Origin of the sequence: Desulfatiglans anilini DSM 4660 (assembly GCF_000422285.1) — a bacterium.
Taxonomy (GTDB): Bacteria; Desulfobacterota; DSM-4660; order Desulfatiglandales; family Desulfatiglandaceae; genus Desulfatiglans; species Desulfatiglans anilini.
In genome coordinates, this window is record NZ_KE383814.1 from 23,905 (window position 1) to 48,882 (window position 24,978).

20 protein-coding genes and 1 riboswitch are annotated in these 24,978 nt (G+C 60.4%); of the genes, 6 read left to right on the forward strand and 14 right to left on the reverse strand.

Going from position 1 to position 24,978, the window contains the following annotated elements; genetic code table 11:
* Positions 1–3: 3 nt before the first annotated feature.
* The 9 genes from H567_RS26600 to H567_RS28920 form a co-directional block, all read right to left on the reverse strand.
* Positions 4–669, reverse strand: a complete 666-nt coding sequence (locus H567_RS26600) for a MotA/TolQ/ExbB proton channel family protein (protein ID WP_084517732.1) — start codon at positions 667–669, stop codon at positions 4–6.
* Between the two features lie 204 nt (positions 670–873).
* Positions 874–1,710: an ABC transporter ATP-binding protein gene (locus H567_RS26605; protein ID WP_051185197.1), complete on the reverse strand. Its 837-nt coding sequence runs from the start codon at positions 1,708–1,710 to the stop codon at positions 874–876.
* Positions 1,695–2,717, reverse strand: coding sequence for a FecCD family ABC transporter permease (locus tag H567_RS0121435; RefSeq protein WP_035255729.1), 1,023 nt, complete (start codon positions 2,715–2,717; stop codon positions 1,695–1,697). Before H567_RS0121435 ends, H567_RS26605 begins: the two co-directional genes overlap by 16 nt.
* The gene (locus H567_RS26610) at positions 2,714–3,613 is read right to left on the reverse strand and encodes a cobalamin-binding protein (protein ID WP_035255732.1); all 900 of its coding nucleotides are present in this window, start codon (positions 3,611–3,613) and stop codon (positions 2,714–2,716) included. Before H567_RS26610 ends, H567_RS0121435 begins: the two co-directional genes overlap by 4 nt.
* A gap of 94 nt (positions 3,614–3,707) precedes the next feature.
* Positions 3,708–3,912: riboswitch (cobalamin riboswitch) on the reverse strand.
* A gap of 394 nt (positions 3,913–4,306) precedes the next feature.
* Positions 4,307–5,662: a C1 family peptidase gene (locus H567_RS0121445; protein WP_028322949.1), complete on the reverse strand. Its 1,356-nt coding sequence runs from the start codon at positions 5,660–5,662 to the stop codon at positions 4,307–4,309.
* A gap of 395 nt (positions 5,663–6,057) precedes the next feature.
* A complete protein-coding gene (locus H567_RS26615) occupies positions 6,058–6,510 on the reverse strand; it encodes a hypothetical protein (RefSeq protein ID WP_153306331.1) in 453 nt (150 codons plus the stop codon).
* A gap of 428 nt (positions 6,511–6,938) precedes the next feature.
* Positions 6,939–7,364 carry a CBS domain-containing protein gene (locus tag H567_RS0121455; RefSeq protein ID WP_028322950.1) on the reverse strand — a complete coding sequence of 142 codons (426 nt, stop codon included), beginning with the start codon at positions 7,362–7,364 and terminating at the stop codon, positions 6,939–6,941.
* Positions 7,361–8,599, reverse strand: coding sequence for a cation:proton antiporter (locus tag H567_RS0121460; protein WP_035255737.1), 1,239 nt, complete (start codon positions 8,597–8,599; stop codon positions 7,361–7,363). The genes H567_RS0121455 and H567_RS0121460 overlap by 4 nt, the downstream gene beginning before the upstream one ends.
* Before the next feature lie 283 nt (positions 8,600–8,882).
* Complete coding sequence (locus H567_RS28920) at positions 8,883–9,020, reverse strand: hypothetical protein (RefSeq protein ID WP_153306333.1); 138 nt, start codon at positions 9,018–9,020, stop codon at positions 8,883–8,885.
* Positions 9,021–9,259: 239 nt separating this feature from the next.
* On the opposite strand from H567_RS28920, the gene H567_RS27635 reads away from it, so the two are divergent.
* Positions 9,260–11,947: a PAS domain S-box protein gene (locus H567_RS27635; RefSeq protein ID WP_051185198.1), complete on the forward strand. Its 2,688-nt coding sequence runs from the start codon at positions 9,260–9,262 to the stop codon at positions 11,945–11,947.
* 126 nt (positions 11,948–12,073) lie between these two features.
* On the opposite strand, the gene H567_RS0121475 is transcribed toward H567_RS27635, so the two are convergent.
* The 4 genes from H567_RS0121475 to H567_RS26630 form a co-directional block, all read right to left on the reverse strand.
* On the reverse strand, positions 12,074–12,553 hold the full coding sequence (locus H567_RS0121475; protein WP_028322953.1) for a cache domain-containing protein: 480 nt from the start codon (positions 12,551–12,553) through the stop codon (positions 12,074–12,076).
* Between the two features lie 147 nt (positions 12,554–12,700).
* Positions 12,701–13,270, reverse strand: coding sequence for an acetate uptake transporter (locus H567_RS0121480; protein WP_028322954.1), 570 nt, complete (start codon positions 13,268–13,270; stop codon positions 12,701–12,703).
* Between the two features lie 532 nt (positions 13,271–13,802).
* The gene (locus tag H567_RS27640) at positions 13,803–14,516 is read right to left on the reverse strand and encodes a transcriptional repressor (protein ID WP_051185199.1); all 714 of its coding nucleotides are present in this window, start codon (positions 14,514–14,516) and stop codon (positions 13,803–13,805) included.
* A 76-nt stretch (positions 14,517–14,592) separates the two neighbouring features.
* The gene (locus H567_RS26630; protein ID WP_051185200.1) at positions 14,593–15,486 is read right to left on the reverse strand and encodes an MBL fold metallo-hydrolase; all 894 of its coding nucleotides are present in this window, start codon (positions 15,484–15,486) and stop codon (positions 14,593–14,595) included.
* Positions 15,487–16,007: 521 nt separating this feature from the next.
* Here H567_RS26630 and H567_RS0121500 point away from each other — a divergent pair.
* Complete coding sequence (locus H567_RS0121500) at positions 16,008–16,988, forward strand: diguanylate cyclase (RefSeq protein ID WP_051185201.1); 981 nt, start codon at positions 16,008–16,010, stop codon at positions 16,986–16,988.
* A gap of 80 nt (positions 16,989–17,068) precedes the next feature.
* Here H567_RS0121500 and H567_RS0121505 read toward each other — a convergent pair whose 3' ends face one another.
* Positions 17,069–18,289, reverse strand: coding sequence for an amidohydrolase family protein (locus tag H567_RS0121505; protein WP_028322957.1), 1,221 nt, complete (start codon positions 18,287–18,289; stop codon positions 17,069–17,071).
* A 503-nt stretch (positions 18,290–18,792) separates the two neighbouring features.
* On the opposite strand from H567_RS0121505, the gene lysS reads away from it, so the two are divergent.
* Genes lysS through bamA form a run of 4 tightly spaced genes read left to right on the forward strand, consistent with a single transcriptional unit; the run spans position 18,793 to position 24,927 of the window.
* Positions 18,793–20,283, forward strand: coding sequence for a lysine--tRNA ligase (gene lysS / locus H567_RS0121510; RefSeq protein ID WP_435051128.1), 1,491 nt, complete (start codon positions 18,793–18,795; stop codon positions 20,281–20,283).
* Positions 20,284–20,286: 3 nt separating this feature from the next.
* On the forward strand, positions 20,287–21,513 hold the full coding sequence (locus H567_RS0121515; RefSeq protein WP_028322959.1) for a lipoprotein-releasing ABC transporter permease subunit: 1,227 nt from the start codon (positions 20,287–20,289) through the stop codon (positions 21,511–21,513).
* A gap of 32 nt (positions 21,514–21,545) precedes the next feature.
* Complete coding sequence (locus H567_RS0121520; protein ID WP_035255740.1) at positions 21,546–22,208, forward strand: ABC transporter ATP-binding protein; 663 nt, start codon at positions 21,546–21,548, stop codon at positions 22,206–22,208.
* Positions 22,192–24,927, forward strand: coding sequence for an outer membrane protein assembly factor BamA (gene bamA, locus H567_RS0121525; protein ID WP_051185202.1), 2,736 nt, complete (start codon positions 22,192–22,194; stop codon positions 24,925–24,927). The genes H567_RS0121520 and bamA overlap by 17 nt, the downstream gene beginning before the upstream one ends.
* The last annotated feature ends 51 nt before the right edge of the window (positions 24,928–24,978 follow it).

Sequence of the window (24,978 nt, forward strand, 5' to 3'; positions counted from 1 at the left end):
ATGCTATCCATTCGCTGTCGCCTGCACCCGCGCCTTTTGCTCATTTCCGGGGCCCTCCGAAAGGCAGTGCTGCGTGAGTTTCTCGTAAACGATCTCCAGGCTGGTGGCGTATTTCTCGATCGTCAGAACCGCATTTTCGACGCGGGAGGTGAAGTAGTTGTATGGGAAGACGCTGAAGATCGCGATCCCGAGGCCCGCCGCGGTGGTGATGAGCGCCTGCGCGATGCCGCCGGTCACCGCCTGGGGCTCCTCGATGCCCATGTTCCCGAGGACCTCGAAGGAGGCGATGATGCCGAGGACCGTCCCGAAGATGCCGAGAAGCGGCGTGACGGTGATCATCGTGTCGAGGACACCCAGGTAGCGGCGCATGCGCTTGACCTCGTCGGCCGCGCTGGTTTCCATCGCCTTGGCCATGGAGAATTCCCGGTGGAGGATGCCGCTGATGAGGATTCGTATCACGTAATCCCTCGACCCGGCTGTCTTGATCCGGACGCCCTCCCAATCCCCCGTACGGCAGAGCTCGAGGACTTCGTTGACCAGGCTCTGATCGCGGCGCCGGTCCTCTCTGAGCCAGAAGAGGGCCTTTTCGATGACCACCGTCAAGGAGAGGATGGAGCACAAGAGCAGCGGGTACATAATGGGACCCCCGCTCAAAAAGATGTCGATCATAGAATGAACCTCCCGGCGCGTCTACGGCCCGGGGAGTTTGCTGCGGCCGGAAACGCGGTTTTGACAGGCCGTCGAAAAACGCCCGTCTGCTGCGTTACGCTCATCCCGTGTCACGGCGGAGCCCTGATGCGTGCGCTTCCTTCCACGGGGTTTCGCAAGCCTTGCATCCGGCCGTTTTTCAGCGGCCTGCAAGCAAGGGATTTCTCAATACGCTGTTGATGGAGCCTTCCCGCAGGCCGGGCCTCCAGTGCAGCGCCCCGCCCTGCCGACCAGGCTCACGCGCGGAGCCCCCGTGGCGGGGTTTCTATCCACCAGCACGCGGCAGTCGTACGCGGCGCTGATGCCCTCGGAGGTGACCACCTCGGCCGGCGTGCCCGCGCTGAAAAGACGGCCGTTTTCGAGAATGACCAGGCGGTTGCAGTACAGGGCGGCCAGGTCGATGTCGTGCGTGACCGCCACGACGCTAACTTGTTTGTCCCGCACGAGCGAGGAGATCAGCTCGAAGATCTCCATCTTGTATTTGATGTCCAGGAAGGCCGTCGGTTCGTCCAGCAGGATGATCTCGGGATCCTGGGCGAGCGCCCTGGCAATCAGAACGCGCTGCTTCTCGCCCCCCGACAGCTCGTGGATCGACCGGGCGGCAAGCCGTTCGGCATCCACGGTGCGCAGGGCCTGCAGGGCGATCTCGAGATCCCGTTCGCTCTCGAACTGAAGGCGTTTGAGGTGGGGCGAACGCCCCATCAGCACGACCTCCAGCACACTGAATGAAAAACGGAAGGCATGCTCCTGAGCGACGAAGGCGATCTTTTGCGCGAGTTCCCTGCGTTTGAACGCGGCGACAGGCCGGCCGGCATAGAGCACCGCGCCGCTCTCCGGCTTGAGCAGCCCGCCCATGATCTTCAAGAGGGTGCTCTTGCCGGATCCGTTCGGGCCGAGGATCCCTACGAGTTCACGGGCCCCGACCTCCAGGCGGACCCCCTGGATCGCCCAGGTGTCCTCATAGCGATAGCTCACGGTGTCGAGGGTCAGGATCGGTTCCATTGGCTGCCTCGTGTCCGCAGAAGGATCATGAAAAAAGGGGCGCCCAGGAAGGCCGTCACGACTCCGACGGGCAGCTCGCTCGGCGAGACCACCCACCGCGCGAAGGTGTCGCAGACGATTAGGAGGACGGCTCCTCCGATCGCCGAAACGGGGATGAGAAGCCGGTGGTCGGGGCCGAACGCCATGCGCGCGAGATGGGGTACGATCAAACCGACGAAACCGATCAGACCCGAAAGAGAGACGACCAGCCCGGTCATCAGGGAGACCAGCAGAAAACAGTGTATCTTCGTCCGTTCGACATCCACCCCCATGTGGCAGGCCGCTTCGTCTCCCAGGGTCATGAGGTTCAGATCCCGGCCGAAGCCGTAAAGGACGACCGCCGCCAGGATCACGACCGGGGCGATGAGCGCGGATTGCCCGAAATGGCTCTGCGACAGGTCCCCGTAAAGCCAGAACAGCATGGTGTGCAGCCGGCTGTCCGTGGAGGTGGAGACGAAGAACATGATCACGGCCGTGAAAAAGGCGTTGATGATCACCCCGGTGAGGAGGATGGTCGAGGACTCCATCCCCATCCTGCGGGTTCCGAGGAGGAGCACCAGGAGGATGGTCACCAGCGCCCCTGCAAACGAGAATGCCGGGATGCCGAACTGGAAGCTGAAGCCGAGCATGATCCCGATGATGGCCCCCAGTGCGGCCCCGCTCGACACCCCGAGTATGAAGGGTTCTGCGAGCGGGTTGCGGAGGAGCGCCTGGAAGACGGCGCCTCCCAGAGAGAGGGCGAAACCGACGAGACCGGCGAGCAGGACACGGGGGAGGCGGACCTTGAGGACGATCAGTTCGGTCGTGCCCCCGGTGCTCTCTCCCAGGAGGGTGCGGCACAGCGCCGAAAAGGGGATGTCGGCTGTGCCGAGCCAGAGGGAGAAGAGAATCGCCCCCGCGAGAATGCCGGTCATAACCATGGAGATGAAGACGACTTTGCCGGGGGTCACCCGTCGATGCAGGATCATGGCCGCTCCCAGGGGATTTCCGGATGGATGAACCGGGCCGCCTCTTCGAGGCCGTCTACGATGCGGGGCGACGGCCGGTCGACGAGGTCCGAATCGATGAGGTGCACGCGGCCGTTGCGGGCGGCGGGGATGTCCTCCAGACGAAGCCATTCCCGGCGGGCCTCTTCGAACCGGCCCCCGCGGTCCATGGACGAGACCAGGATGACGTCGGGCCGCTGGCGGATGACCTCTTCGAGGCTGATCCTGGGGTAGGCGAAGGGCTCTTCGCTGAAGGGATTCGAGCCGCCCGCCAGGGTGATGAGGTCGTTCAGGAAAGTGTCCCGGTTGACCGTCATGATGGGGCGCAGATTGATCTGCACAAAGACCTTCGGGCGGGGCAGGCCGCGGACCTTCTCCGCCACATCTTCGGCGCGGACCTTCAGGGCCTCCGCGGCGGCGGCCCCGTCCCGGGTGGCTCCGCAGACCTGCCCGAGGAGCGCGATGGTGTCCAGGGCCTCGAATAGGTTCCTGGGGTTGGTGGTGAAGACCTGGATGCCTGCGGCCTCGAGGGTCTCGATAACGCTCCGGCTGTTCCCGTCCACCGTGGCGATGACGAGGTCCGGGGCGAGGCTGATGATCCGCTCGATGTTCAGGTTCACATAGCTCCCGACCTTGGGTTTGCCGAGGGCAGCCGGCGGGTAGGTGCTGTACTGGGTGACGCCGGCCACCCGTTCGCCCAGACCGAGGAAGTACAGGATCTCCGTGATGCTTGGGGCGAGGGAGACGATCCGCCGGGGCGGTCCATCCAGGGTGACGGTTCTGCCCAGCGCGTCGCGGAACGCGCCAGCGGACGCGGGCCTTGCCATGAAGGCGACCAGGATGAACAAACCGATGAACAGGCTGCGGCTCGATAGCATCTTATGCCAAAAAAAATCCCCGAATCACGTTTCGATCCGGGGATAGCCCTGTTTTTATCCGAGAGATCCAGAGGCAGCCGTCTTTCCGTCGCGGCTTACGCCTCGTGTTCAGGCAGGTCTTCTGACTTCCCCGTCCTTCCAGCGACCTTCCCATTCCGGTTGAGGCGGAACAGTGGTCCATGCATGCTGAAAGGTTTCCCTGCGTTGCAGCGGAGCGGAGTTACAGCGGCGGGCCCATCCCCGATTCGCACGGGGTTCCCTATTAAGCCTCGTAAGGCGCCTGAACATGCTTGAGTGGGTTTCCCGCTCCTAACAAGGATCAGGAACCCGGTCTCGCTTCAAGACCAGAAAGACCGGCGCCGATCTATCCCGGGGAAGAGGGCGGGCACCCGGCTGGACTTCACAGCAGACCTTCCGACTACCGGGTAGTGTGCCACACGACACCGGTGCATCAGCGCGATTTCCAGGTTGAAGCGAGTCTGGCGATTATTTTGAGTAAATAGTGTAAGACGAAGGCGGGGATTCTGTCAAGCGGCAAAACGACCGAGAGGCAGAGAGGGCAATGGGGAGCAGCATGCCCCGGGAAAACCGCTATCCGATTGCACCGATGCGTAAAAGGGTGAAGGCAAGGCCCCATGGAAGGGCGGGCCTTGCCTTCACGCCTGTCTTGCTGCTGCCGGTCAAAAACGATTGCTATTGGAGGAAAAAGCCGAGGAACGGTTCGCCGGCAGCCCGATGACGCTGCATCTGGGTTTCAAGCTGGTTGAGAAAAACCCGGAGGTCGAGGGGTGAACAATCCGCCACGTCACCCATGAACTGCATGACCTCATCCGTGTTTTCGATCGTACCGAAGCCCCCCTGCACGACGCTTTGAACGGCCGCGCGGTTGGCCTTGACGAGCTGCCGGGCCTGGATCAGCAGCCTCGGGTGGGTCAAAAGCACCCGCAGGAGGTTGTCCGCCTGGTTGTAGATCATGCCTGAGCAGAACTGGCCGAAGGCGGTCTCTTCCATCACCTTGTCGCGGTAGGCGCGGAAGAGGGCGAGATCCCCGGGCACAGGGAGCATGGTCCGGTAGGCGGCGTACCAGTCGACGCTGGGGCCGTAGGCGCTGCCGTACTGGTAAGTCCAGTATCCGAACTGCACGTCACCGGCCAACTGGCTGTAGCCGATATTGAAATACCCGCCAAGGCCTCCCCAGGAAGACCCCCAGCTGTTCTTGCAGATAAAGGAATTGTTCGAGTCGTTCCATCCGACGACGAGGACGAAGTGGTTGCCTTCGTAAGTTCCGCTTGTCTTGGTGTAAACCCCGGTGCTGTAACTGTAAAAATCGCTGTAGACCTTGTACCACACGACCACGGGGCCGTTGTTATAGATGGCGTTCTTGATCTCGGTGGAGGTGGCGACTTCACCGCTGTTTGCATAACTCCAACTGGTGAAGTAATAGGTTTCATCCTGCCAGTTGGTGCAGGCATTCGAGCAGGGTCCTTTGCTTACAGTGTAAGGGTAGCAGGATTCGACCGCCGTGCCGGTGTTTTTCAGGAAGTCCGAAGCGGTGCTGGCATAGCCTCCGGTGCAGTCACCCGCGGTGCTGCAGGAAAGGACGATCTGCTCCGAGAGGTCGAGGGTGGAGCCGGGAAGGCTGTTGGTGATCATGTACTTGGACTCGAGGGCGGCCACCGGCGCAAAGCAGAAACAGGAGCCGCAACCCCCCTGATTCTTGACCGAACTGACGTAGTTCGACCCGCCTATGTTTCGCCAATCCAATTGCGTAGGGAGGGCGGCCCCCCGGGGGGCTGCCGCGGACGCCTCGGCCTCGGGGCCGGCCGTATCCTCCATGGCCCCCAGGAGCTTGCGGCGCTCTTCAGGGGACATGCGCGTGACGGGGTTTTCCGCGGCGACCCAGTTGGCGCCGGCCGCCTCGATGGCGGCGTTGATTTCATCGATGGTTTCGTCGCAAAAGGCGGGATTGGGTGAAAGCACCAACAGCACCGCCAGGATGACGAGACCGGTCAGCGAAAAAAGGCCTTGTTTTCTTCTTCGATTGTTCATCGTCGCACCTCCCCATCAAAATAGGATTCAAACGGTTGGAAACACCCTTATCGCTAAGGTCGTCCTGCAGCGGTTTTTACCGGGGATCTGGCGTATGAACATCTCCGGGTGCCAAACGCGCTTAGGCAGGCTGATCGGTTTCCCCAGGGAAACCGATCTTTTCGGACAATCTCGGGATCCATTTGCAGGGTTGCCTGTGCGGCGACCTGTGCGCCGCCTCCGTGCAAACGCCCGCTCCTCTATACAGCGGCAAAAGGTCCGCATTTCCGGATGAATATATCGATTGACAGGTTTGCCGGCCCGCCGTTCTAAAAAAACCCGATCGATGCTCGTTCCATCTGTGAAAATTTTTCGAAAGCCGGTGCAGGCCCAGAAGGGAATGAACTTATGGGCGATCACCGTTGGGTGTTTTCGAAGTAATCACTGCGGTTGATGTCAGGAAACTCGAAAACGACGGGGGTACAGGCCCCTTTTTGGATGATGCCGAGCTTGCAGTCGAAGGTCTTCCCGACTTCGATACCGTATTTCCGGATAAACTCCGGTCCTGGATGCCATGAGTTGGTCAGGGTGAGCCATTGCTCCCGACTGACCATATCCGCATAGGTTTGATCATAGGTTTCATCGGTGGTGAAGAGGAATTTGACTTCATGCTGAGGGTATGAAGGGCCGCCGGTTGCTTTGGGTGCGTGGCTCTGTTCGATGGACACGATCTTGGCTTTGCCGTCATAGTAATGGTAGGAACAAGGCCCGGTCGACATGGATTTTTCCGATTCATGTTGGGGGTTTGCACAGGAAAACTGGGGGATGATCAGGGCCGTGCAGGCCAGAAAACAAAGCATCTTCCACATTTTCGACTTCCTCATCCATTCGGGTTGAAAGCGAGGGCCTCCGAAGGGCTTGAATTCCATGCCCTGCAGCCTACCAGAAGCGTCCTTTGTCATGCGGAATCGAATCATGTGCAATGATCGATTCGGGGTCATAAACAAACAACTCTCTGCAAAACTTGGAATGCGGACGATTCCTCCGTAGCAGGAAAAAAACCAAATGAATAGTTGATAGCGCGAAAGAAGGGTAGCAATAAAATACTTTAGAGTTGCATTCCAGCACAAAAGGTAAATGATTGCAATAAAAATGATTCAACCGAATCCATTCGCATGCCTGGGATCACGTCCATGGTTAATTATAAGTGTTTGAAATTGTTTTGTTTGAGCATATCTACTTGAGCATGTGACTGGTGGAGATTCCCACGCGGGGGTCCTCCGCAGTCCGGGGCGCATCAAGCCGCGGATTCGACCAGGTTCCAAAGGGGGAGGATCCCCACGTTCCCGATGATCCGGCGTTCCCGGTCGACGACGGGGATCTCTTTGATGTTGTGGGCAGCCATTCTTTCGAGGACTTCCTCGATATCGTCGTCTTCCAGGGCATAGATCACGTGCTTGTCGGCAATGTCCGATACGGATTCGGCGGTGATCAGGGAGAGGGTCCGCGTGAACGAATGCGGGCGGCGGATGGCCATGATGCTGCGGATCAGGGCTCCGAGTGACACAGAACCCTTCAGCCGGCCTTCGGGGTCCACGAGGTAGAGGCCTCTGACCTGCTCCAGACCGGCGATCTTCCGCGCCACCTCCTTGAGGGGGCAATCCTCCTCGACTGTCAGATAGGACGTGTTGCCAATGGTTTGGAGCGCCTGGGATACCTTCATGTCTTTCTCCCGTCGTAAGAGGTTTCGCCCGCTTTGAGAAGCGCGAAACGGACCAGGGGCAGGCAGAGGATCATGCTGATGATGACCGATCCGATGATCGCGTTGACCAGGATGGAGCCGATCTCCGAGACGGGAAAGATGTTTTCGGCGGTCAGAACGAGGCCGATGGTCCAGCCCGCCTGTGGAGAAAGGGCAAGCCCGAGGTAGCGCCGCAGCGGGTCGGGCGCCCGCGCGATCGAAGCGCCGCACCACGTCCCGGCCGTCTTGCCGGCCAGGCGAGCGACCACGATCAGGAGCGCCAGGGGACCCGCCGATTGGAGCACCCCAAGCTGCATGTGCGCTCCTCCGAGCCCGAAGAACAGGCTGAAAACCGGTTCCTCGATCTGTTCGGCCGCCCTGAAAAACTCCCTGTTTCCCCCCAGATTGACGATCAGGCAGCCGACCACCATGTTGGCCAGGAGACCGGAGAGGCCGAGTGCGTCCGCCACGCCGCTCGTGCTGAAGATGGTGCCGAAAACGACCATCATGTAAGCCTCGCGCTGCTGGATCAGGCGGCCGATCTGAAGGAGCAGGACGGCGCCTGCTCCGCCGAGCAGCAGGGACTTTGCGATAGGGAGGGCGGCCCTGGAGAGCAGAGCCTGGAGAGAGACGTCTCCCGGCCCGGTGAGGGTCTGAGCGACGGCGACGGAAAGGGTGAACAGGAGGATCGTCAGCCCGTAGCTGAGCGCGATGACACTGAGAAGGGCCGTGGTGAAAGGACCGGCGGCCCGCATTTCGCTCACGACCCCGAGGACGGCCCCCGATGCGGTCGCCACGCAGACGGCCCCGATCAAAAGGGCCATGGCGACCTGCATCCTCGACCAACCCGGATCGGCTTCCGGCGGGGCGAGGAGGAAGGGGAGCACCCCGAGCAGACAGGCGGCCGGCACCAGGAAACCGCCTGCGGCCTGAAAGGCCGTGATCGTGAAAATGCTCTTCCCGAGGCGCCGGATGCGTTCGACAATCAGGCTTCCGCCGATCGAGAAGGCGATCAGGGACATCCCGGCCTTGGTCAGGACGAGCAGTTCGCCGCGGATCAAAGGCTCTGGGAGGATGTTTGTAGCCGATGGGCCCAGCAGGAGCCCGGTCAGAAGGTATCCGCCCACCCTTGGTGCATGGAGCAGATTGGCGAGCCGACCGCCGAGATAGCAGAGGAGGAGAAGAAGCCCGACCGATAGAAGGGGGTTCGTGATCACCTTTGAGCACCTTTGCCGGGGGCGGTGGGCGGATCGCCCTGTGCTCCCGGAGCCTCCCTCTGGAAAGATCGATACCGATCCGCGTCGAGGGGTCGAATGCCGGGTACGCTGCCGATGAAAAACCCGAATGGGATAGATCATACCAGAAACCGCTTCCGCGGACAACCCGCCTCCGTCTTGATCCCGGGGCGGCCTTGCCGTCGTCATGAAGGCATGGTAAGCTGAAATGAAATTGTCGCAGCTGAGATTTTGTCTGCCTCCGATGAGCATGCTCGTGTTGAGGCTACGGCACTGCCATAGCAATGAGTTTCCATCCGGAAATGGTTTTTTGGCCAATCTTGGCGTCAATCTGCGCGTTTGCTTGCGTGGCGACCGTCAGGTCGCCTCCGCGCAACCGATTGATTTCCTTGATATTGGCCAAACCGGGACCCGCCGCGAAGCGGTGGGACTGAGCACCCGAAGGGTGTGAAGAAACCGGGACCCGCCGCGAAGCGGTGGGACTGAGCACGCGCAGCGTGTGAAGAAAATTCCTCATTCCCGGATTGGAAACCGGGTTCTCCGGGAAATCATTTCCGGATGGAAACCAATTAGGTTTAGGTTGAAGGAGCCCGGTTAGAAGTCCCATCGAGCGGTGGGATTGTCCCGGAGGGGGTAGTGGCCATGAAGGACGAAGCGAAGACCAAAGAAGAGTTGCTGCGTGACTTGCGGGAATTGCGGGGCCGTTTGGCGGCCCTGGAATCCGATTCGAGCACGGTCTGCCCCGATGAGGAGCAGCAGCGAAGAATGGAGGCGGCGCTGCGCGAATACGAGCGGAAGTGCCGGGTGATTTTCGATCAGACCTTCCAGTTTATCGGTCTTCTGACCCCGGACGGCACCCTCGTGGAGGCCAACAGGACCGCGCTGCAATTCACTGGCGCCCGGCCTTCGGATGTCATCGGCAAGCCGTTCTGGGATACGCCCTGGTGGCGGCATTCGAAACCTTTGCAGGAGCGGCTCAAAGAGGCCGTAAAGCAAGCGGCTGCCGGAGAGTTTGTGCGGTTCGAAGTAACCCATACGGCGGCTGACGGAGAGCTGCGCTGCATCGATTTTTCGCTGAAGCCGGTCCGGGACGAGCGGGGCGAGGTCGTTTATCTCATCCCGGAAGGGCGCGACATCTCGGAACAGAAACGGATTGAAAAAGAACTCCAGCGTTATCGTGAACACCTCGAGGTGATGGTCAGGGAGAGGACGGCACAGCTGGAGGCGGCGAACGAGGACCTCAAAAAAGAAATGCAGGAGCGCCGCCGGGCGGAAGAGGCGGTCAGGGAGCGCGAAAAGACGCTTGTCGAGATCGTGCAGGGAAGCCCGATTCCCACCTTTGTAATCGACACCGAACATGTCGTCACCCACTGGAACAAGGCCTGTGAAACCCTGACAGGCATTCCTGCGGAGAAGATGATCGGGACGAGGGATCAATGGCGCGCCTTCTATCCGGGCGAACGTCCGGTCATGGCGGATCTGATCGTGGACCAGGCATCGGAGGCCGAGTTGGCCGCCTATTACGGGGACTGCCATCGTCCATCGGTCGTGAGGGAGGGCGCCTGGGAAGCCGAACGGTTCTTTCCATCGCTGGGTAAAAAAGGCAAATGGCTGTTTTTTACCGCGGCGCCTCTGAGACGCTCCGACGGCGTCATCATGGGCGCGATCGAGACGTTGCAGGATCTGACCGAGCGCCATTTGACGGAGGACGCCCTGAGACTTGACGAGGCCCGCCTCGAGGCGCTGCTGAAACTCAATCAGATGGGCGAAGGGTCGATGCAGGAGATCGCCGGATTCGCCCTCGATCAGGCTGTTTCTTTGACGAAGAGCAAAATGGGATATGTGGGCTTTGTCGATGCGGACGGCAGGACGTTGACCATCCACGCCTGGTCGGCGGCGGTGGCCCGTGAGTGCACCATCGAGGCAAAACCCACCGTGTTCGCGCCGGAGACCATGGGCCTCTGGGGAGAGGCGTTGAGGCAGCGAAAACCCGTGATCACCAATGACTACCGCGCCCCCAACCCATGGAAGAAAGGGTATCCGCCGGGGCATCCGCGCTTGATCCGGCACATGAACATCCCGGTGTTCGAAGGCGACCGGATCGTCGCCCTGGCGGGGGTGGCCAACAAGGCGGACGATTACGACGGGTCGGACGTCCGCCAGATCACCCTGCTGATGCAAGGGATGTGGCGGCTTCTCGAGCGACGGCGGGCCGAGGAGGAGCTGCGCAGGCATCGCGATCATCTGGAGGAGTTGGTCAGGGAGCGTACAGCGGACCTGATCGAGTCGGAGGAGAAGTACCGCACCCTGGTCGAGAACGTGCCGCTGGTCGTCTACCGCGTTTCACTGGACGGGAAGGTGTTGTTCGTCAACCATTTCGTCACCGAGATCTTCGGCTACAGCCCGGCCGAGATATTCCGCTGCCCCGCTTTGCTCTTGAAGGACTGCGTGTGCAGCGAGGACCTCGAGATCGTCAAAGAACTCCGTGAAAAAACGCTTCATAAGGGTCAGGAGTTTCTGGCCGAGTACCGCATCCGGCACAAGAAGGGGCATGTGGTCTACGTGATGGATCACGCTATCCCGTTTGAATCGCCGGATGGCCGGATCAAGGGGGCGGACGGGATCATCATGGATGTCACCAGCCGGATCAAGCTGCGGGAAGAGCTGGTGCGCGCCGAAGAGCAGAAGACCATTACGGAGGTCTCCGCCCGGCTGGCGCATGAAATCCGCAATCCGCTGGTGTCGGCCGGCGGGTTTGCGAGGCGGCTTCTGGCCTCGATGGATCAGCACGATCCCAACCGCGCGAAGGTGGAGATCATCGTCAAGGAGGTTCGCCGTCTGGAGACGATCCTCCGCATGATCCTCAACTACCTCCAGCCGGTCAAGCTGTATCTTTCGAAGAACGATCCCAACGGGCTCGTCGAGAACGCCCTGAACGCGGTCGAGTCCGAGCTGAGAGAAAGCGGCGTCGCGGTGCGGCTCGATCTCAGTCCGGATGTGCCCGAGATCACCGTCGACCGCCTGCAGATCGAACTCGTCCTGGAGACCCTGATCAAGCAGGCCATCAACCAGATCAAGGACGGAGGAGAGCTTTTTATCGGCACCACCGCAGCCGAGGGGGTTCTCAAACTGGTGATGAAATACCCCGTCAAACACGTTTCAAGGGATGATGTCGAGCATTTCTTCTACCCGTTCATCTCGTCTGAAAAGGCCTACGACACGGCGGACCTCCCGCTCTCCAAGATCGTCATCAACAAGCACGGGGGCGACATCGATGTCAGGCTCGAGAAGCCGGATACGCTGGTGCTCCGGATCCTGATGCCCCTCTGAGTTTTCCTCCGGAAAGGCCCTTTCTGACCATCCCGGCTTCGATGTGCGCGTTTGCTTGTGCGGCGGACCTGCAGGTCGTCTCCGCACAAGCACTGCTTTTCCCTGATATGGCCAAAAAAATCTCATTCAATAAATCATTCCGGCGACATAGACACCCGCGCCTACGAAGAGATTGGTGTCGGGGACCCTGTAAATGAAGGTCGTCTTTTTTGTCGGCGTGGTCTTGCCGGGTTTGGGCCACATGTAATCGACCCAGCCGCTGCCGCTGGTTCTGGCGATGTTCACGAAATGAACAAAAAGAGCCTTGCCGGTGGGGTCGGTCAGCAGCAGAACATGATCGTATTTGGTCAGTTCGGGCTGCATCGGATGGGCGAGCATCTTCCCGTTGATGTCCATCAGGAAGACGTAGGAGTCCTTCCAGACGAAAGGCCCATTCGGGTCGTTGAGGAGTCTGACGGCCTCATCCTGCCCCTGTGATGTGACGGTGGCCGCAGCTTCGTAGCACTTGACGACGCACTCTTCCTTGGTTGCCGTTTCGTCGGCGCGGAGGGCCGAGGGTGACAGAAACAGGATCCCGAGGATTGCGATGACACGAATCAATGACATGTTACCCCTCCTTGGAAATTGCGGGTTTCTGCTGTCCGGATGCCTTTTCACGGGGCTCCCGGCGGTGCTCCTAGGACTTCTTGCAATGCGCCCCGCTCCGGTCGAGGCGGCTGCGGACGCTGTTCTTCGGCATCTGGGCGCCGGCATCTATCGGATCCAGGGTTTTCCGACCGGCAGGACATCCCTTCCGAAGACCTGGGCGAAGATCACATGGGCCATCATGTACCAAGCCGACAGGGCGCATAACATGAGTTCGTAGCCGGCGATCTTGACCATCCCGGGGTAACCGAAATGGGCGAGGTCCAGCAGGATGAAACCGATCAGGAGCAGAGTGAATGTGATGGCCATGGCGCTGTGGATTTTCATGGCTGGTATCCACATGATGAAGGTATAAAGCGTCCAGCCGATCAGGAACCATCCAGTGTCCGTGGTGCTGGAATGATAGATGTTGAAGTGGTTGAGCAGAAAGATGATCCCGAGGGCGATCCAGAAGGATCCGTAGGCGACGAATGCGCTGTATCCGAAGTTGTTGCCGGACTGGTATTCCTGAAATCCGGCGATCATCTGCGCCAGGCCCCCGAAGATGAAAGCGAGGGCGACGATCGGACCCACTCCGCACCATCCTACGTTGTGGAACTGGAGGATCATCGTTGTCATCCCGAAACCTGCCAGGCCCACGACCCCGGGGTTTCCTTTGGGGCTTTCTCCATTGGACATAGGACACCTCCTCAACGGCTAAGATTGACGCTTGGACTCTTATCCGACAAACCGCACCGCAACGCAGCCGCGGAGATTTTGCCGGGGGGCACCGCGCCTGCGATTCCTTGTTTTGGCTGCAGCATACCGAGGGCCCAGCCTACAGGGCCCTGCCTGGCCTGCGAGGGGCGCCGGCACCAGAGGGGGGTTGAGGCCGGTCCGATTGGATGTCTGGTCGAGATCGATGGTCAACTGTCCAGAGATACGTTCATGAAGCGGCAAGAAATACGGGAAAAGTCGCCTGTTGAGAAATAGGGGGGCTGTTTCAGGCATCCTCGATGCACCGTTGAATCACAAGAGGCCGTTTCCGCCTGAGGGGCTCCAGTATGCGCCGCATCGCTGCGGCCAGGGGGGCTGTAAGGGTCTGAAACCGTTTTTTCCACCATAGCATTTCAGGGAAGATATGCAAGTGTTTCTCGCGCAGGAAGGGGGGGCGCATGGTGAAATCGCACTCGACGGGGATGGTGGGACAAGACCCCCGGAAAAACGGGCCTCAGTCGAGGGGCTGGGTGCAGACCGGCGTCGTCTCGGGCGTGACCGGGGAGACGAGAAGTTTTTGGGCGATGCCCCGCCCGAGGGCCATCCGGCTGCAATTGTGGGCGAAGATGAGATTCCCCTGCCCGGCATTGCTGATGATTTCGATGGTGTCTCCCAGGCGGAGCCCGAGGGCCGCCAGCCTGGCGCGCGAGAATGCGCCGCTCAGGATGTCGCGGATGGCGACGATTTCTCCCGGTTTGGCCATCGAGAGGGGCATAAGCGGTTTTCTCTGGGCCATACAGGCATCGCAGAGGCCGTAGATCTCCAGGCGGTGCTGCAGGATGTGAAAGCCGTGCTGGGCGGCTATCGCTATCTGCAGCTTCTCGAGATCGTCGTTCGCGAATTCGACGATCTTTCCGCATTTGGTGCAGATCAGGTGGTCGTGGTGGATGCCCAGGTGCCGATGTTCGTAGCGGATGGGCTGATCCGCGAACTCCTTCCGCTGCGCAAAGCCGAGGTCCACCATACGGTGGAGGCATTGGCGCACGAATTCGGGCTCGATATCTTCGCCCCTGCTTTCCAGGAGACGGTAGATCTCTTCGAGCGTCATATGCTCTTCGGAACTGAGAAAGGCGTCGACCACCTTCAGCCGGTCTTCGATCCGGTCGGAGCCGTCGGCTTCGATGAGTCTTCGAAAATTTTCCTTCTCCAAAAAATCATTGTTTTTCATGATCAGCGGATTCCGTGCCTTTGTTTCTGGTCCAACTTCAGATCACCCATCCTCCCGGTCGGAGCGCGGTGCCCTTTCATACCTGGATGCCGGCCGAGAAATAGCCGAGGAAGCCTTTGACGGCGTTGGCTATGAAGGTCCTTTCCCGGGCCTGGGTGGGCGGGTCCATGCCCTCGAAGGCGTCGAGATTCGAGTCGTTTGCGAGCAGCGCACGGACGCACCTGTCCAGGACATCTCGATCACCGTGCCGCAGTTCGGCTTGGATGATGTCCGCCCACAGCAGAAGCTGTTCGCGAAAAGCGGTCAGCCAGGGCCGCGAATGCTCGTTCCAGCCGCAATGGGCATAACAGATGGGCTGGTCCTCGAAAGCGAGGAGCGTGTCCACGCTTCGAAGGCAAACGTCGAGGAAGAAACGCGGCGGGGTTGCCGGTCTGAGGTAATCCCGTCCGGAGACCCTGAAGTAGTTGCCGGCGGCTTCCCCCGCGAACAAGCGGCCGCCATAAAGGAAACTGAGGTGATGCAGGGCGTGCCCGGGGGTTTCGGCGATCGTCAGGCCCTCGATGGCGGCCTCCGGATGGGCGATCAGTTTTTCCGGCCGGATCGGGCCGGGCGCACCGTAAGCTTCGGCCAGTTCGCCGAGGACAGCCAGGCTCCCCTTCCATAATTTCTCTGGATTGACGAGGAAGGGAAGACCTGCGGCGTGGCAGATGACCTTCGCAGAGGGATAAGCCTCGAGAAGGGCGGCGAGTGCGCCGCAGTGATCGATATGGACGTGAGTCAGCAGCACGTAATCGATCCGGGCCAAACCACGTGACCGCAGGGAAGCGATCAGCCGGCCTGCCGTTCGCGCAGGGCCGACATCGATAACCAGGTTCAAAGGCCCTTCGCAGAGCCAGGCGCCGAAAAAGGGTGCAAAACCGGGAAGGTCCTGCTCGATGTGGATGAGGTCGAAGGAGACGGGTTCGGTCATGTCATGGGGTCGCTTTCATGGGTGATGCGGACGGGAATGCACCGTCCGTTCGCGTCCCTGAGGACGAACTGGTTCCCATCCGGAAATGGTCTTTTTGGCCAATCTCCGCGTCAATCTGCGCGTTTGCTTGTGCAGCGACCTGCAGGTCGCCTCCGCACAAACGTTTGATTTCCCTGATATCAGCCAGACCGAGACCCGCCCCGAAGGGGGGCCCGGGCACCGGAAGGGCGTATATAAAAATCCTCATTTCCGGATTGGAAACGGGGTTCTAGTGGCAAATTATTTCCGAATGGACACCGAAACATAATAGAGGAATCGAAACCGGCAAGTCAAGCCGGCCTTTCGCCGCCGCGCCGACAGCGTTTCCGGGATGCGAACGGGGTTCACCGGGAGGACGAAAGGTGCTATAGTGTCGCCCCGGAGGCTTCGCAGAGCGCCGGCCGACTGCGGTTTCGGGGCTGGAGGCTTTCGTTTGAAAAAGATTGTCATAAGCCGCGAAAGTGAAAGGGGTGCTTGCAGCCATGCCTGATAAAGCCTGGGAAGGAGATTCCTCGAACCACCCTTTTGCCGTTCTTGTGGCAGAGGACGAGACCGTGTCACGGCGTCTGCTCGAGCGGATGCTGCAGACGGCGGGCTATGACGTCACGGTGGCGCGCAACGGGCATGAAGCCCTCGCCTTGTTTGAAGAACGTTTCCATCCGATCGTGCTGACCGACTGGGTCATGCCCGAGATGGACGGTCTCGAACTTTGCCGGGCCGTCCGGGCCCGGCTGAATGAAGAAGGCTATGTCTACCTGGTCCTTCTGACGGCGAAGGACGGCAAAGAGGATATCATCCGGGGCCTGGAGGCCGGAGCCGACGATTACTTGACCAAGCCGTTCCATCGGGCGGAGCTGATCGCGCGCCTCAAGACCGGTGAGAGGATTCTGCGGCTCGAAAGGTCGCTCAAGGCGGCCAACGAGCGGATCAGGCTGCTTACCATTACGGATGCATTGACGGGCTGCTACAATCGTAAATACCTCGATGAAATGCTCCCGGGGGAAATCGAGCGGGCTTACCGCTACCGGCGGCCGATATCGATCATCCTCTGCGATCTGGATCATTTCAAAGATCTGAACGACGGCTACGGTCACCAGGCGGGCGACAGTGTGCTCAGGCAGTTTGTCGGTCGGGCGAAGGCGGGGCTCAGAAGCCGGATCGACTGGGTTGCCCGCTACGGGGGCGAAGAATTCCTGATCGTATTGCCCGAAACGCCGCTCGATGCGGGCCTGGCGGTGGGGGAACGCCTCTGCGGGCAGGTGGCGGAGACCCCCATGGAGCTTCACGGCGGCCAAGGGGTGAATGTGACCGCCAGTTTCGGGGTTACGGCCTGCGAACCGGGGGCGGGAGAGGCCACGCCGTCTTACGAGGCGGTTTTAAGGTGTGCGGATGAACAGTTGTATGCGGCCAAGCGCGCAGGCAGGGCGAGGGTTGCCGGAGCGCGTTTCGAAGCCGGCCGGTGAAGGGGGCTGCGGGTTCCGGTTCATCCGGGTCTGCCGGGGATTGCAGGGCGGAGGCTGCAAGGTTCCGGGGCCTCTTTCTTTCAAACATGTTTCAGCCGTTTGCCCCGGATGTAGATCTCCAGGGGTCCGTTGAGCGAAAAGGGCAGCGCATCGGGGCTTCCGGCCGCCGCGAGAAAAGTGGCCGGCCTGCCTGGGGCAAGGGTCCCTAGATCGTTTTGCAGACCCAGAAGAGCGGCCGCCTGTGATGTGCCGCATGCGACGGCCGCCTCGACCGGCAGACCGGCCTCCATGAGCAGTGCCAGCTCTTCGATCAGCCCGCGGCCGTGATGGACGCCGAGGCTGCCGGCATCGCTGCCGGCTGCGATCGGGACCCCCAGGGCGTAAGCGCGTTCGATCTGCAGGCTCTGGGCTTCGAGATTCCTGCGGCAGACGGACCGCTCAGGGCTTTGCGGAGGGAGGCTTCGATCGTAGGCCTGCATGGTGACGGCGGTTGGAACCCAGGTGATCCTTTTTTCCGCCAGGGCGCAGAGGTTGGCCTCTCCCATGAAGAAGCCGTGCTCGATGGAATCGCAGCCGGCGGCGATCGCCTCCTTCACGGGGAGGACTCCGTTGGCATGCACCATGATCCGCAGCCCCCGGGATCGGGCGGCGCGGAAGGCCTCCTCGAGCTCCGCCCGGTTGAACTGGGGCGGCGTTTGACGGCCGAATTCCTTGAGGCTGTTCAGGCCCGACTGAACGATTTTGACGTGGTCCGATGGATCCTGATCGATGGTGATGGCTTGCGCCAGGGTTTGCCGCGGTGCGGGGCTTCGGCCGATGAGTTTCCCGTAGCGCCCCGGAGCGTGCCAGGCGCGGCCCGCGGCGCGGAGGTATAGCGGAAAAGAGGGGTCGGTCGACTTGGACTTTTTGTACCTCAAGGCATAGGCCCCGTAGTCACCCCCATCCCGGAGGCCCAAGATCCCGCGGCTCAGGTGTGCGAGGATATGGGCGTCGACTACGGGCTTGGTCTCTGTATAAGATGCTGTGAGCTGCCGATGCCTCGCATCTTCATCCGTCGTGCTGGAGAGCGCGAGATGAACATGGCTGTCTATCAGAGGCGGCAGGATGCTACAGCTGCGCAGATCCGCGGTGGTCCCGGCGGCCTTGCTGGAATCCGGGGCGCCCGCTTCGATCCTTCGGATCAAACCGTTTTCGTCGATGCTCACGAGGACCTGTCTGCGCGCCGGGGCGCCGCTTCCGTCGATGAACCAGCCCGCGATAAAACGTCTTGGATGGTCGAGAGTGGTGGCAGGATGTTGCATGCGAGCGCTTTCTGAAATCAAGATAGCGGCCGTCTGTCCCTCCGGGGCTGGGCCCGCCCCGCCGGCCGGGTTTCAGTTTCCATCCAGGAGACACTTTTTGCAAGGCCTTTTGTAAACGGACAGCCGAATGCGTGGCCGGGTGGCGGATGCGTCCGCCTGGGCCTTGTTCGTCTTTGGCCTTGACTCAGCCCATGGAATCCAATAGAAATAAATGTTTAATTTTCAGGACAGAGTCCTCCGAAGAGATAGCCGGCTGCGGGGGCGGTGCTTCGTGAAGCGGACTGAGGCGGGTCGACGGCCGGGGCAGGCTTGATGGCATGCGGCTCGCGCGATGGGCCGAGTTCGGGGCATGTGGGTCGATCCAGGCGGCTGCATGGGTTCCCCGTCCGGGTTTGGGCCGGGATGAATGCGGCGCCCCTTTGGCCGAGGCGGTGGATGATGGGGAAGGCTGTTCGGTGGAAGCGAGGACAGTCCGGCGATACCGAAATGACAAGGCGGTGAGCGTGGCAAAAGCGGTTGCGAAGAGTGGAACGGTGTTCGAGGAGAGGCTCGAGAAGGCCGAGAAGTTGAAGGCCATGGGCGTGGAGCTTTACCCGGCCGGTTTCCGGCCCTCCATGCGTATCGTGGAGGCTGCGGAGCGGTTCGGACCCATGGACGCGGATGCCCTGGAGGCCTCGGAAGAGGCGCACAGCCTTGCAGGACGCATCGTAGCCTGGCGGGATTTCGGAAAGGCTGCGTTTATCCACATCAAGGACGGCACGGGCCGCATCCAGGCTTATGTCAAGAAAGACCAGGTCAGTGAGCGGGATTTCGAGATCTTCCGTTTGATGGATATCGGGGACTACCTCGGTTTGTGGGGGCGGTTCTTCCGCACGCGGACCGGCGAGCTGACGCTCCTTGCCGACGGCTTGAAGCTCCTGAGCAAATCCCTTCGCCCCCTGCCGGAAAAGTGGCATGGCCTGACGGATGTGGAGACCCGCTACCGCCAACGCTATCTGGACCTGATTGTCAACGACCCGGTTCGGGAGGTCTTCTACCTCCGCAGCCGGATCATCCAATCGATTCGCGCCTATTTTCTGGCCCGTGACTTCCTGGAGGTCGAGACGCCGATGATGCAGCCGATCCCCGGCGGGGCGACGGCGCGGCCGTTCAAGACCTACCACAACGCCCTCGGGATGCACTTTTATCTGCGCGTGGCTCCGGAGTTGTACCTGAAGCGGCTGATCGTCGGCGGCATGGACCGGGTCTTCGAGATCAACCGCAACTTCCGGAACGAGGGGATATCGGTTAAGCACAATCCCGAATTCACCATGCTCGAATTCTACATGGCCCATGCGACGTTCGAGGACCTGATGGCGTTTACGGAAGGGCTGTTCACCCATGTGCTGCAGCAGATCTTCGGGCGGCTCGTCATCGATTACCAGGGCGGACAGATCGATTTCACCCCGCCCTGGAAGAGGGTTTCGCTTTTCGATGCCTTGAAAGACCTCGGCGAGGTTTCCGAGACGGTTCTGCACGATGCGGCGGAGGCCGTCCGCTTTGCCGAGCATCGGGGTATCGCGGTTCAGGAAAAGGAGGGGCACGCCAAGCTGCTGACCAAGCTGTTCGACGTCCTGGTGGAGCCGAAGCTGATCCAGCCGACATTCGTTTCCGGCTATCCAACGGGGGTTTCTCCTCTGTCGCGCCGCAACGACGAGGACCCGGGTTTGACCGACCGCTTCGAGTTGTTCATCGGCGGCAAGGAGATCGCCAATGCCTTCACGGAATTGAACGACCCGGTGGATCAGCGGGGGCGTTTCGAGGAGCAGGTGGCCATGCGGGAGGCCGGTGATGAAGAGGCGCAGTTCATGGATGAGGACTACGTGACCGCTCTTGAATACGGCATGCCGCCTACGGGCGGGGAGGGCATTGGCATCGACCGTGTCGTCATGCTTCTGACCGACTCGCCTTCCATCCGGGACGTGATCCTCTTCCCCCACATGAGAAACCGGTAGACGATGTTTTTCGAGCTTTTCCTCGGGCTCCGCTATCTGCGGACGAAGCGCAAGGAGCGATTCATCTCCGTCATCTCGGTCATTTCCATGGTGGGCGTAATGGTGGGCGTCATGGCGCTCATCGTGGTCCTGTCGGTGATGAACGGTTTCCGCGAGGACCTGCTCGGGAAGATACTCGGGGTCAACTCCCATGTCCTGCTCTTCAGCTACGACGGCCCCTTCGACGGACACGAGGCTGTTCAGAAAGGGGTGGAGGAGGTGCCCGGCGTCATGGCGGCGACGCCGTTCATCTACAGCCAGGTGATGGTGAACCATCGCGGCAACGCCTCGGGCGCCATCCTGCGGGGAATCGACACGGCCACCGCCGGAAGGGTGGTCGCGATCCCCGACATGATCCGCGGAGGATCCGTGGATCAGCTCGATCCCGCGCCCGGCGAACCGCCGGGGATCGTAATCGGGAAGGAACTTGCACGCCAGCTGGGCGCCCTGACTGGCGACGTGGTCTCGGTTCTTTCGCCGGAGGGCAAGCTCACCCCGCTCGGGCGCGCGCCCAACACCCGGGAATACCGTCTGGTCGGCATCTTCGATTCGGGCATGTATGAATACGATGCTTCCATGGTGTATGTGTCTCTTTCCGAGGCGCAGGATCTGCTCGGAATCGGTGCCAAGGTGACGGGCCTGGAATTGAAGGTCGAGGACCCCGATCAATCCGACCGGCTGGCCCGGGAGGTGCAGTCCGCCGTGGGCCCTCCCTATTGGACGAAAGACTGGAAGCAGATGAACAGGAGCCTCTTTGCGGCATTGAAACTCGAAAAACTGACCATGTTCATCATCCTGACCATGATTGTCCTGGTGGGGGCCCTCAATATCATCAGCACCCTCGTAATGGTGGTGATGGAGAAGACCAAGGATGTGGCGATCCTGAGGGCGATGGGCGCCTCGGCACGCAGCATCATGGCGATCTTCATGCTGCAGGGATTGCTTGTCGGTCTGGTAGGAACGGTCGTGGGCCTGGCTGCCGGACTCGGGTTGTGCGAACTCCTCGGGCGATACCAATTCATCGACCTGCCCGCGGATGTCTACTACATATCCAAGCTTCCGGTTCTGGTCCAGCCGGGAGACGTCCTGTTCGTAGCCGGCGCGGCGGTGATGATCTCTTTCCTCGCGACGGTCTACCCATCCTGGCACGCATCACGCCTGAACCCCATCCATGCCATTCGCTATGAATAGGCCGCGTGAGAACCGCCCTCAGGAGTCCCGGTTTGCTTGTTCTAAGAGATATCTACAAATCGTTCGAGCATCACGGTAAACGCATCGCCATTTTGAATGGAGTGGATCTCAGGCTCGAAGCAGGCGAGTCTCTGGCGGTCATGGGGGCATCGGGCGTCGGGAAATCCACTCTGCTCCACATGATGGGAAGCCTCGATCCGCCCACCCGCGGAGAGGTCAGGTTCAATGGGGTGGACGTCTACGGGATGGATGAAGCGTCCCTCTGCAGATTCCGGAACAGGGAAATCGGATTCGTTTTTCAGTTTCACCATCTTTTGCCCGAACTGAACGCACTCGAGAACGTCATGATGCCCGCTCTCATCGCGAGGGTGCCGAGGTCGCGCTCTGTTGGACTGGGCATTGAAGCGCTCGGGAAGGTCGGCTTGACCGAGCGGCTGGACCACCGCGCGGGGGAGCTTTCCGGCGGTGAGCAGCAGCGGGTCGCCATTGCAAGGGCGCTCCTGATGGAGCCCAAGTTGATCCTGGCCGACGAGCCGACCGGGAATTTGGATGTCCAGACCGGCGAGGATGTGTCCGAGCTTTTGGTCCGTTTGAATCGGGAAGAAGGCATGGCCATGGTCATTGTGACCCATAACCGGAGGTTGGCGGATAAGATGTCGAGGCGGATGGAGATCGTCAATGGGAAGATTTGCTGAGGGGATTTTCGGGATGCTGAAGTCGGCCGGGATCTGCAGCAGGAATGCTGGCTTTGTCAAGGTGCTCCGTCTTGTTTTTGTTCTGGCGGCGTTGATGCCGCTGGCCTCGCCGGTGCTGGCGAGCGATGGGGATGGGAAGGTGGCGGTCCTGCCGTTCAGGGTCTATGCCGATGCATCGCTGCAGCATCTTCAGACGGGGCTCCAGAGCATGATCCGTGAACGCATCGCTGTCCGGGGGCTTGAGGTCCTCGGCACGGATGCGGTCAACCGGCATCCGGGGGTCTTCGACATGCCCTTGAGCGCTGAGGCCCTCGCCCGTGCGGGCATGCAGCTGGGCGTCCGATATGTGGTCGCCGGGAGCCTCACCCAGATCGGAGAGCGCATCAGCATCGATGCCAAGATTTTGGATACAGCCAAACCCGATGCCCCCGCGCTGATCTACATGGTCGCCGACAACGTGAACGCTGTGCCGGATACGACGGACGGCCTCGCCAAGAGCATCTACAACCAGATCACAGGCGCCGTGCAGGTGGATTCCTTGGTGGTGAGAGGCAATCAGCGGGTCGAGAGCGCCGCCGTTCTGGCGAATGTGGCGACGCGCAAGGGAAGTACGCTGGACTACGCCGAGCTGGACAAGGACCTGCGCAATATCTACAAGATGGGGTTTTTCACCGATGTCAAGATCGAGACAGAGGACGGCCCCAACGGCAAGATCGTCGTATTCGTGGTGACGGAGAAACCATCGATCGGCAAGATCGTTTTCGAAGGCAATAAAAAGGTGAATTCGGAGGACCTGACCAAGGAGATCGGCATCCGCGCCTTTTCGATCCTCGACGAAACGGCGATCAAACAGAGCATCAACCGGCTTGCGGAATTCTATCGGAAGAAAGGATATTACAACATCGCTCTGGATTACCGGATCGAGTCGCTCCCCGGCAATCAGGTGCAGTTGACCTATCTGGTGGATGAAAAAGAGAAGGTCTACATCAAGAAAATCGCCTTCACCGGAAACACCTACTACAAGGACGGGGATCTGAAGGATCTCATGGAAACAAGCGAAAAGGGCTGGTTTTCATGGGTGACGGATTCCGGTGTCCTGGACGAGAAGAAGCTCGAGTTCGATACGCACAAGCTGACCGCCTCCTACCATAACCAAGGGTTCATCAAGGCGCGCGTCGGGCAGCCAAGGATCGCTTATGACGAGAAGCTGGAGGGGCTTCAGGTGACGATCGACATCTTCGAGGGCGAACGGTACAAGGTCAACGAGGTCGGCGTCGAGGGCGAGATGATCCGGCCCGAGGAGGAATTGTTGAACCGGGTTGCCATCGGCAAAGAGCCTTATTTCAACCGGGAGGTCGTGCGCAAAGACATCCTGAGCCTGGTGGATGTTTACAACGATGAAGGCTTCGCCTATGCGGAGGTTACGCCCCTGACCGCGGAAAACGATGCCGAGCACCTCGTCAATGTGACCTACCGGATCACGAAAGGACCCAAGGTGCGCTTCGAGCGAATCGATATCTCGGGCAACACGATCACGCGCGACAAGGTCATCCGGCGGGAGCTCGAGGTGGTGGAAGGCGAGGTCTTCAGCGGGAGGAATCTGAAGCGGAGCAACGAAAATCTGAACCGTCTCGGCTACTTCGAAAACGTAGAGGTCAAGACCGAAAAGGGGACCGAGGAGGATCAGATGGTCCTGGATATCAAGGTCAAGGAGCGTCCGACCGGGTCTTTCAGCTTTGGAGGCGGCTACAGTTCGGTCGACAGCGCCTTTGTCGCGTTTCAGATCGCGCAGGAAAACTTTATGGGGTACGGCCAGAAACTGTCCGCCTCGGTCAGGCTCGGCGGCATTTCGACCGAGTTCGATGTTCGCTTCGTGGAGCCATGGTTCCTGGACAAACCGCTCTCTCTCGGGGTGGATGCCTATAAATGGGATCGGGAGTGGGACGAATACGACAAGGACAGCCTCGGCGGAAACGTTTCGTTGGGGTTTCCCGTGAAGCTCGACAGTTATACGCGCGGGTTCGTCCAGTATACCTACGATGACGCCAATATCACCGATGTGGCGGAGGACGCGGCTTTTATCATAAAGGACATGGAGGGCAGGAATCTTACGAGCAGTCTTACGTTAGGGCTCAAACGCGACTCCCGCGACAAGCCCTGGGACACGTCCCGGGGTTCGGTGAACAGCCTCTCTGTGGAGTGGGCCGGCCCGCCGCTCGGGGGGGATGTCGCCTTCACGAAATACGTCGCCAGGTCCGCCTGGTACTTCCCGATGCCGTGGTCCACGGTCCTGCTCCTGCAGGGCCGTTGGGGGTATATCCAGGATCGCCCCAGCGACGGAAAGTTGCCCGTCTACCAGAAGTTCTTTCTTGGCGGCATCAATACGATCCGCGGCTTTGACTACGGGGATGTGTCGCCGTGGGATCCTGTGACCTGGGATCGGATCGGCGGTGAAAGGGAGATGGTCTACAATGTGGAATACCGTTTCCCGCTCATCAAGGAGCAGGGCGTCGTAGGGCTTGTCTTTTTCGACGCCGGTAATGTCTGGACGGATTACGAGCCCAGCGAGAACGTGAGCGGTCTCCGGACCTCGGCGGGTGTAGGCGTCAGGTGGTACTCGCCCATGGGGCCGCTCCGTTTGGAGTACGGCAAGAATCTCGACCCGCAGAGGGACGAGGAATCCGGCAAGTGGGAGTTTTCGGTCGGCGGGCTTTTCTAGGGATGGAAAAGACAAATCCGCCGGAGCAGTTCAAATTGTAAGGAGGGTGAC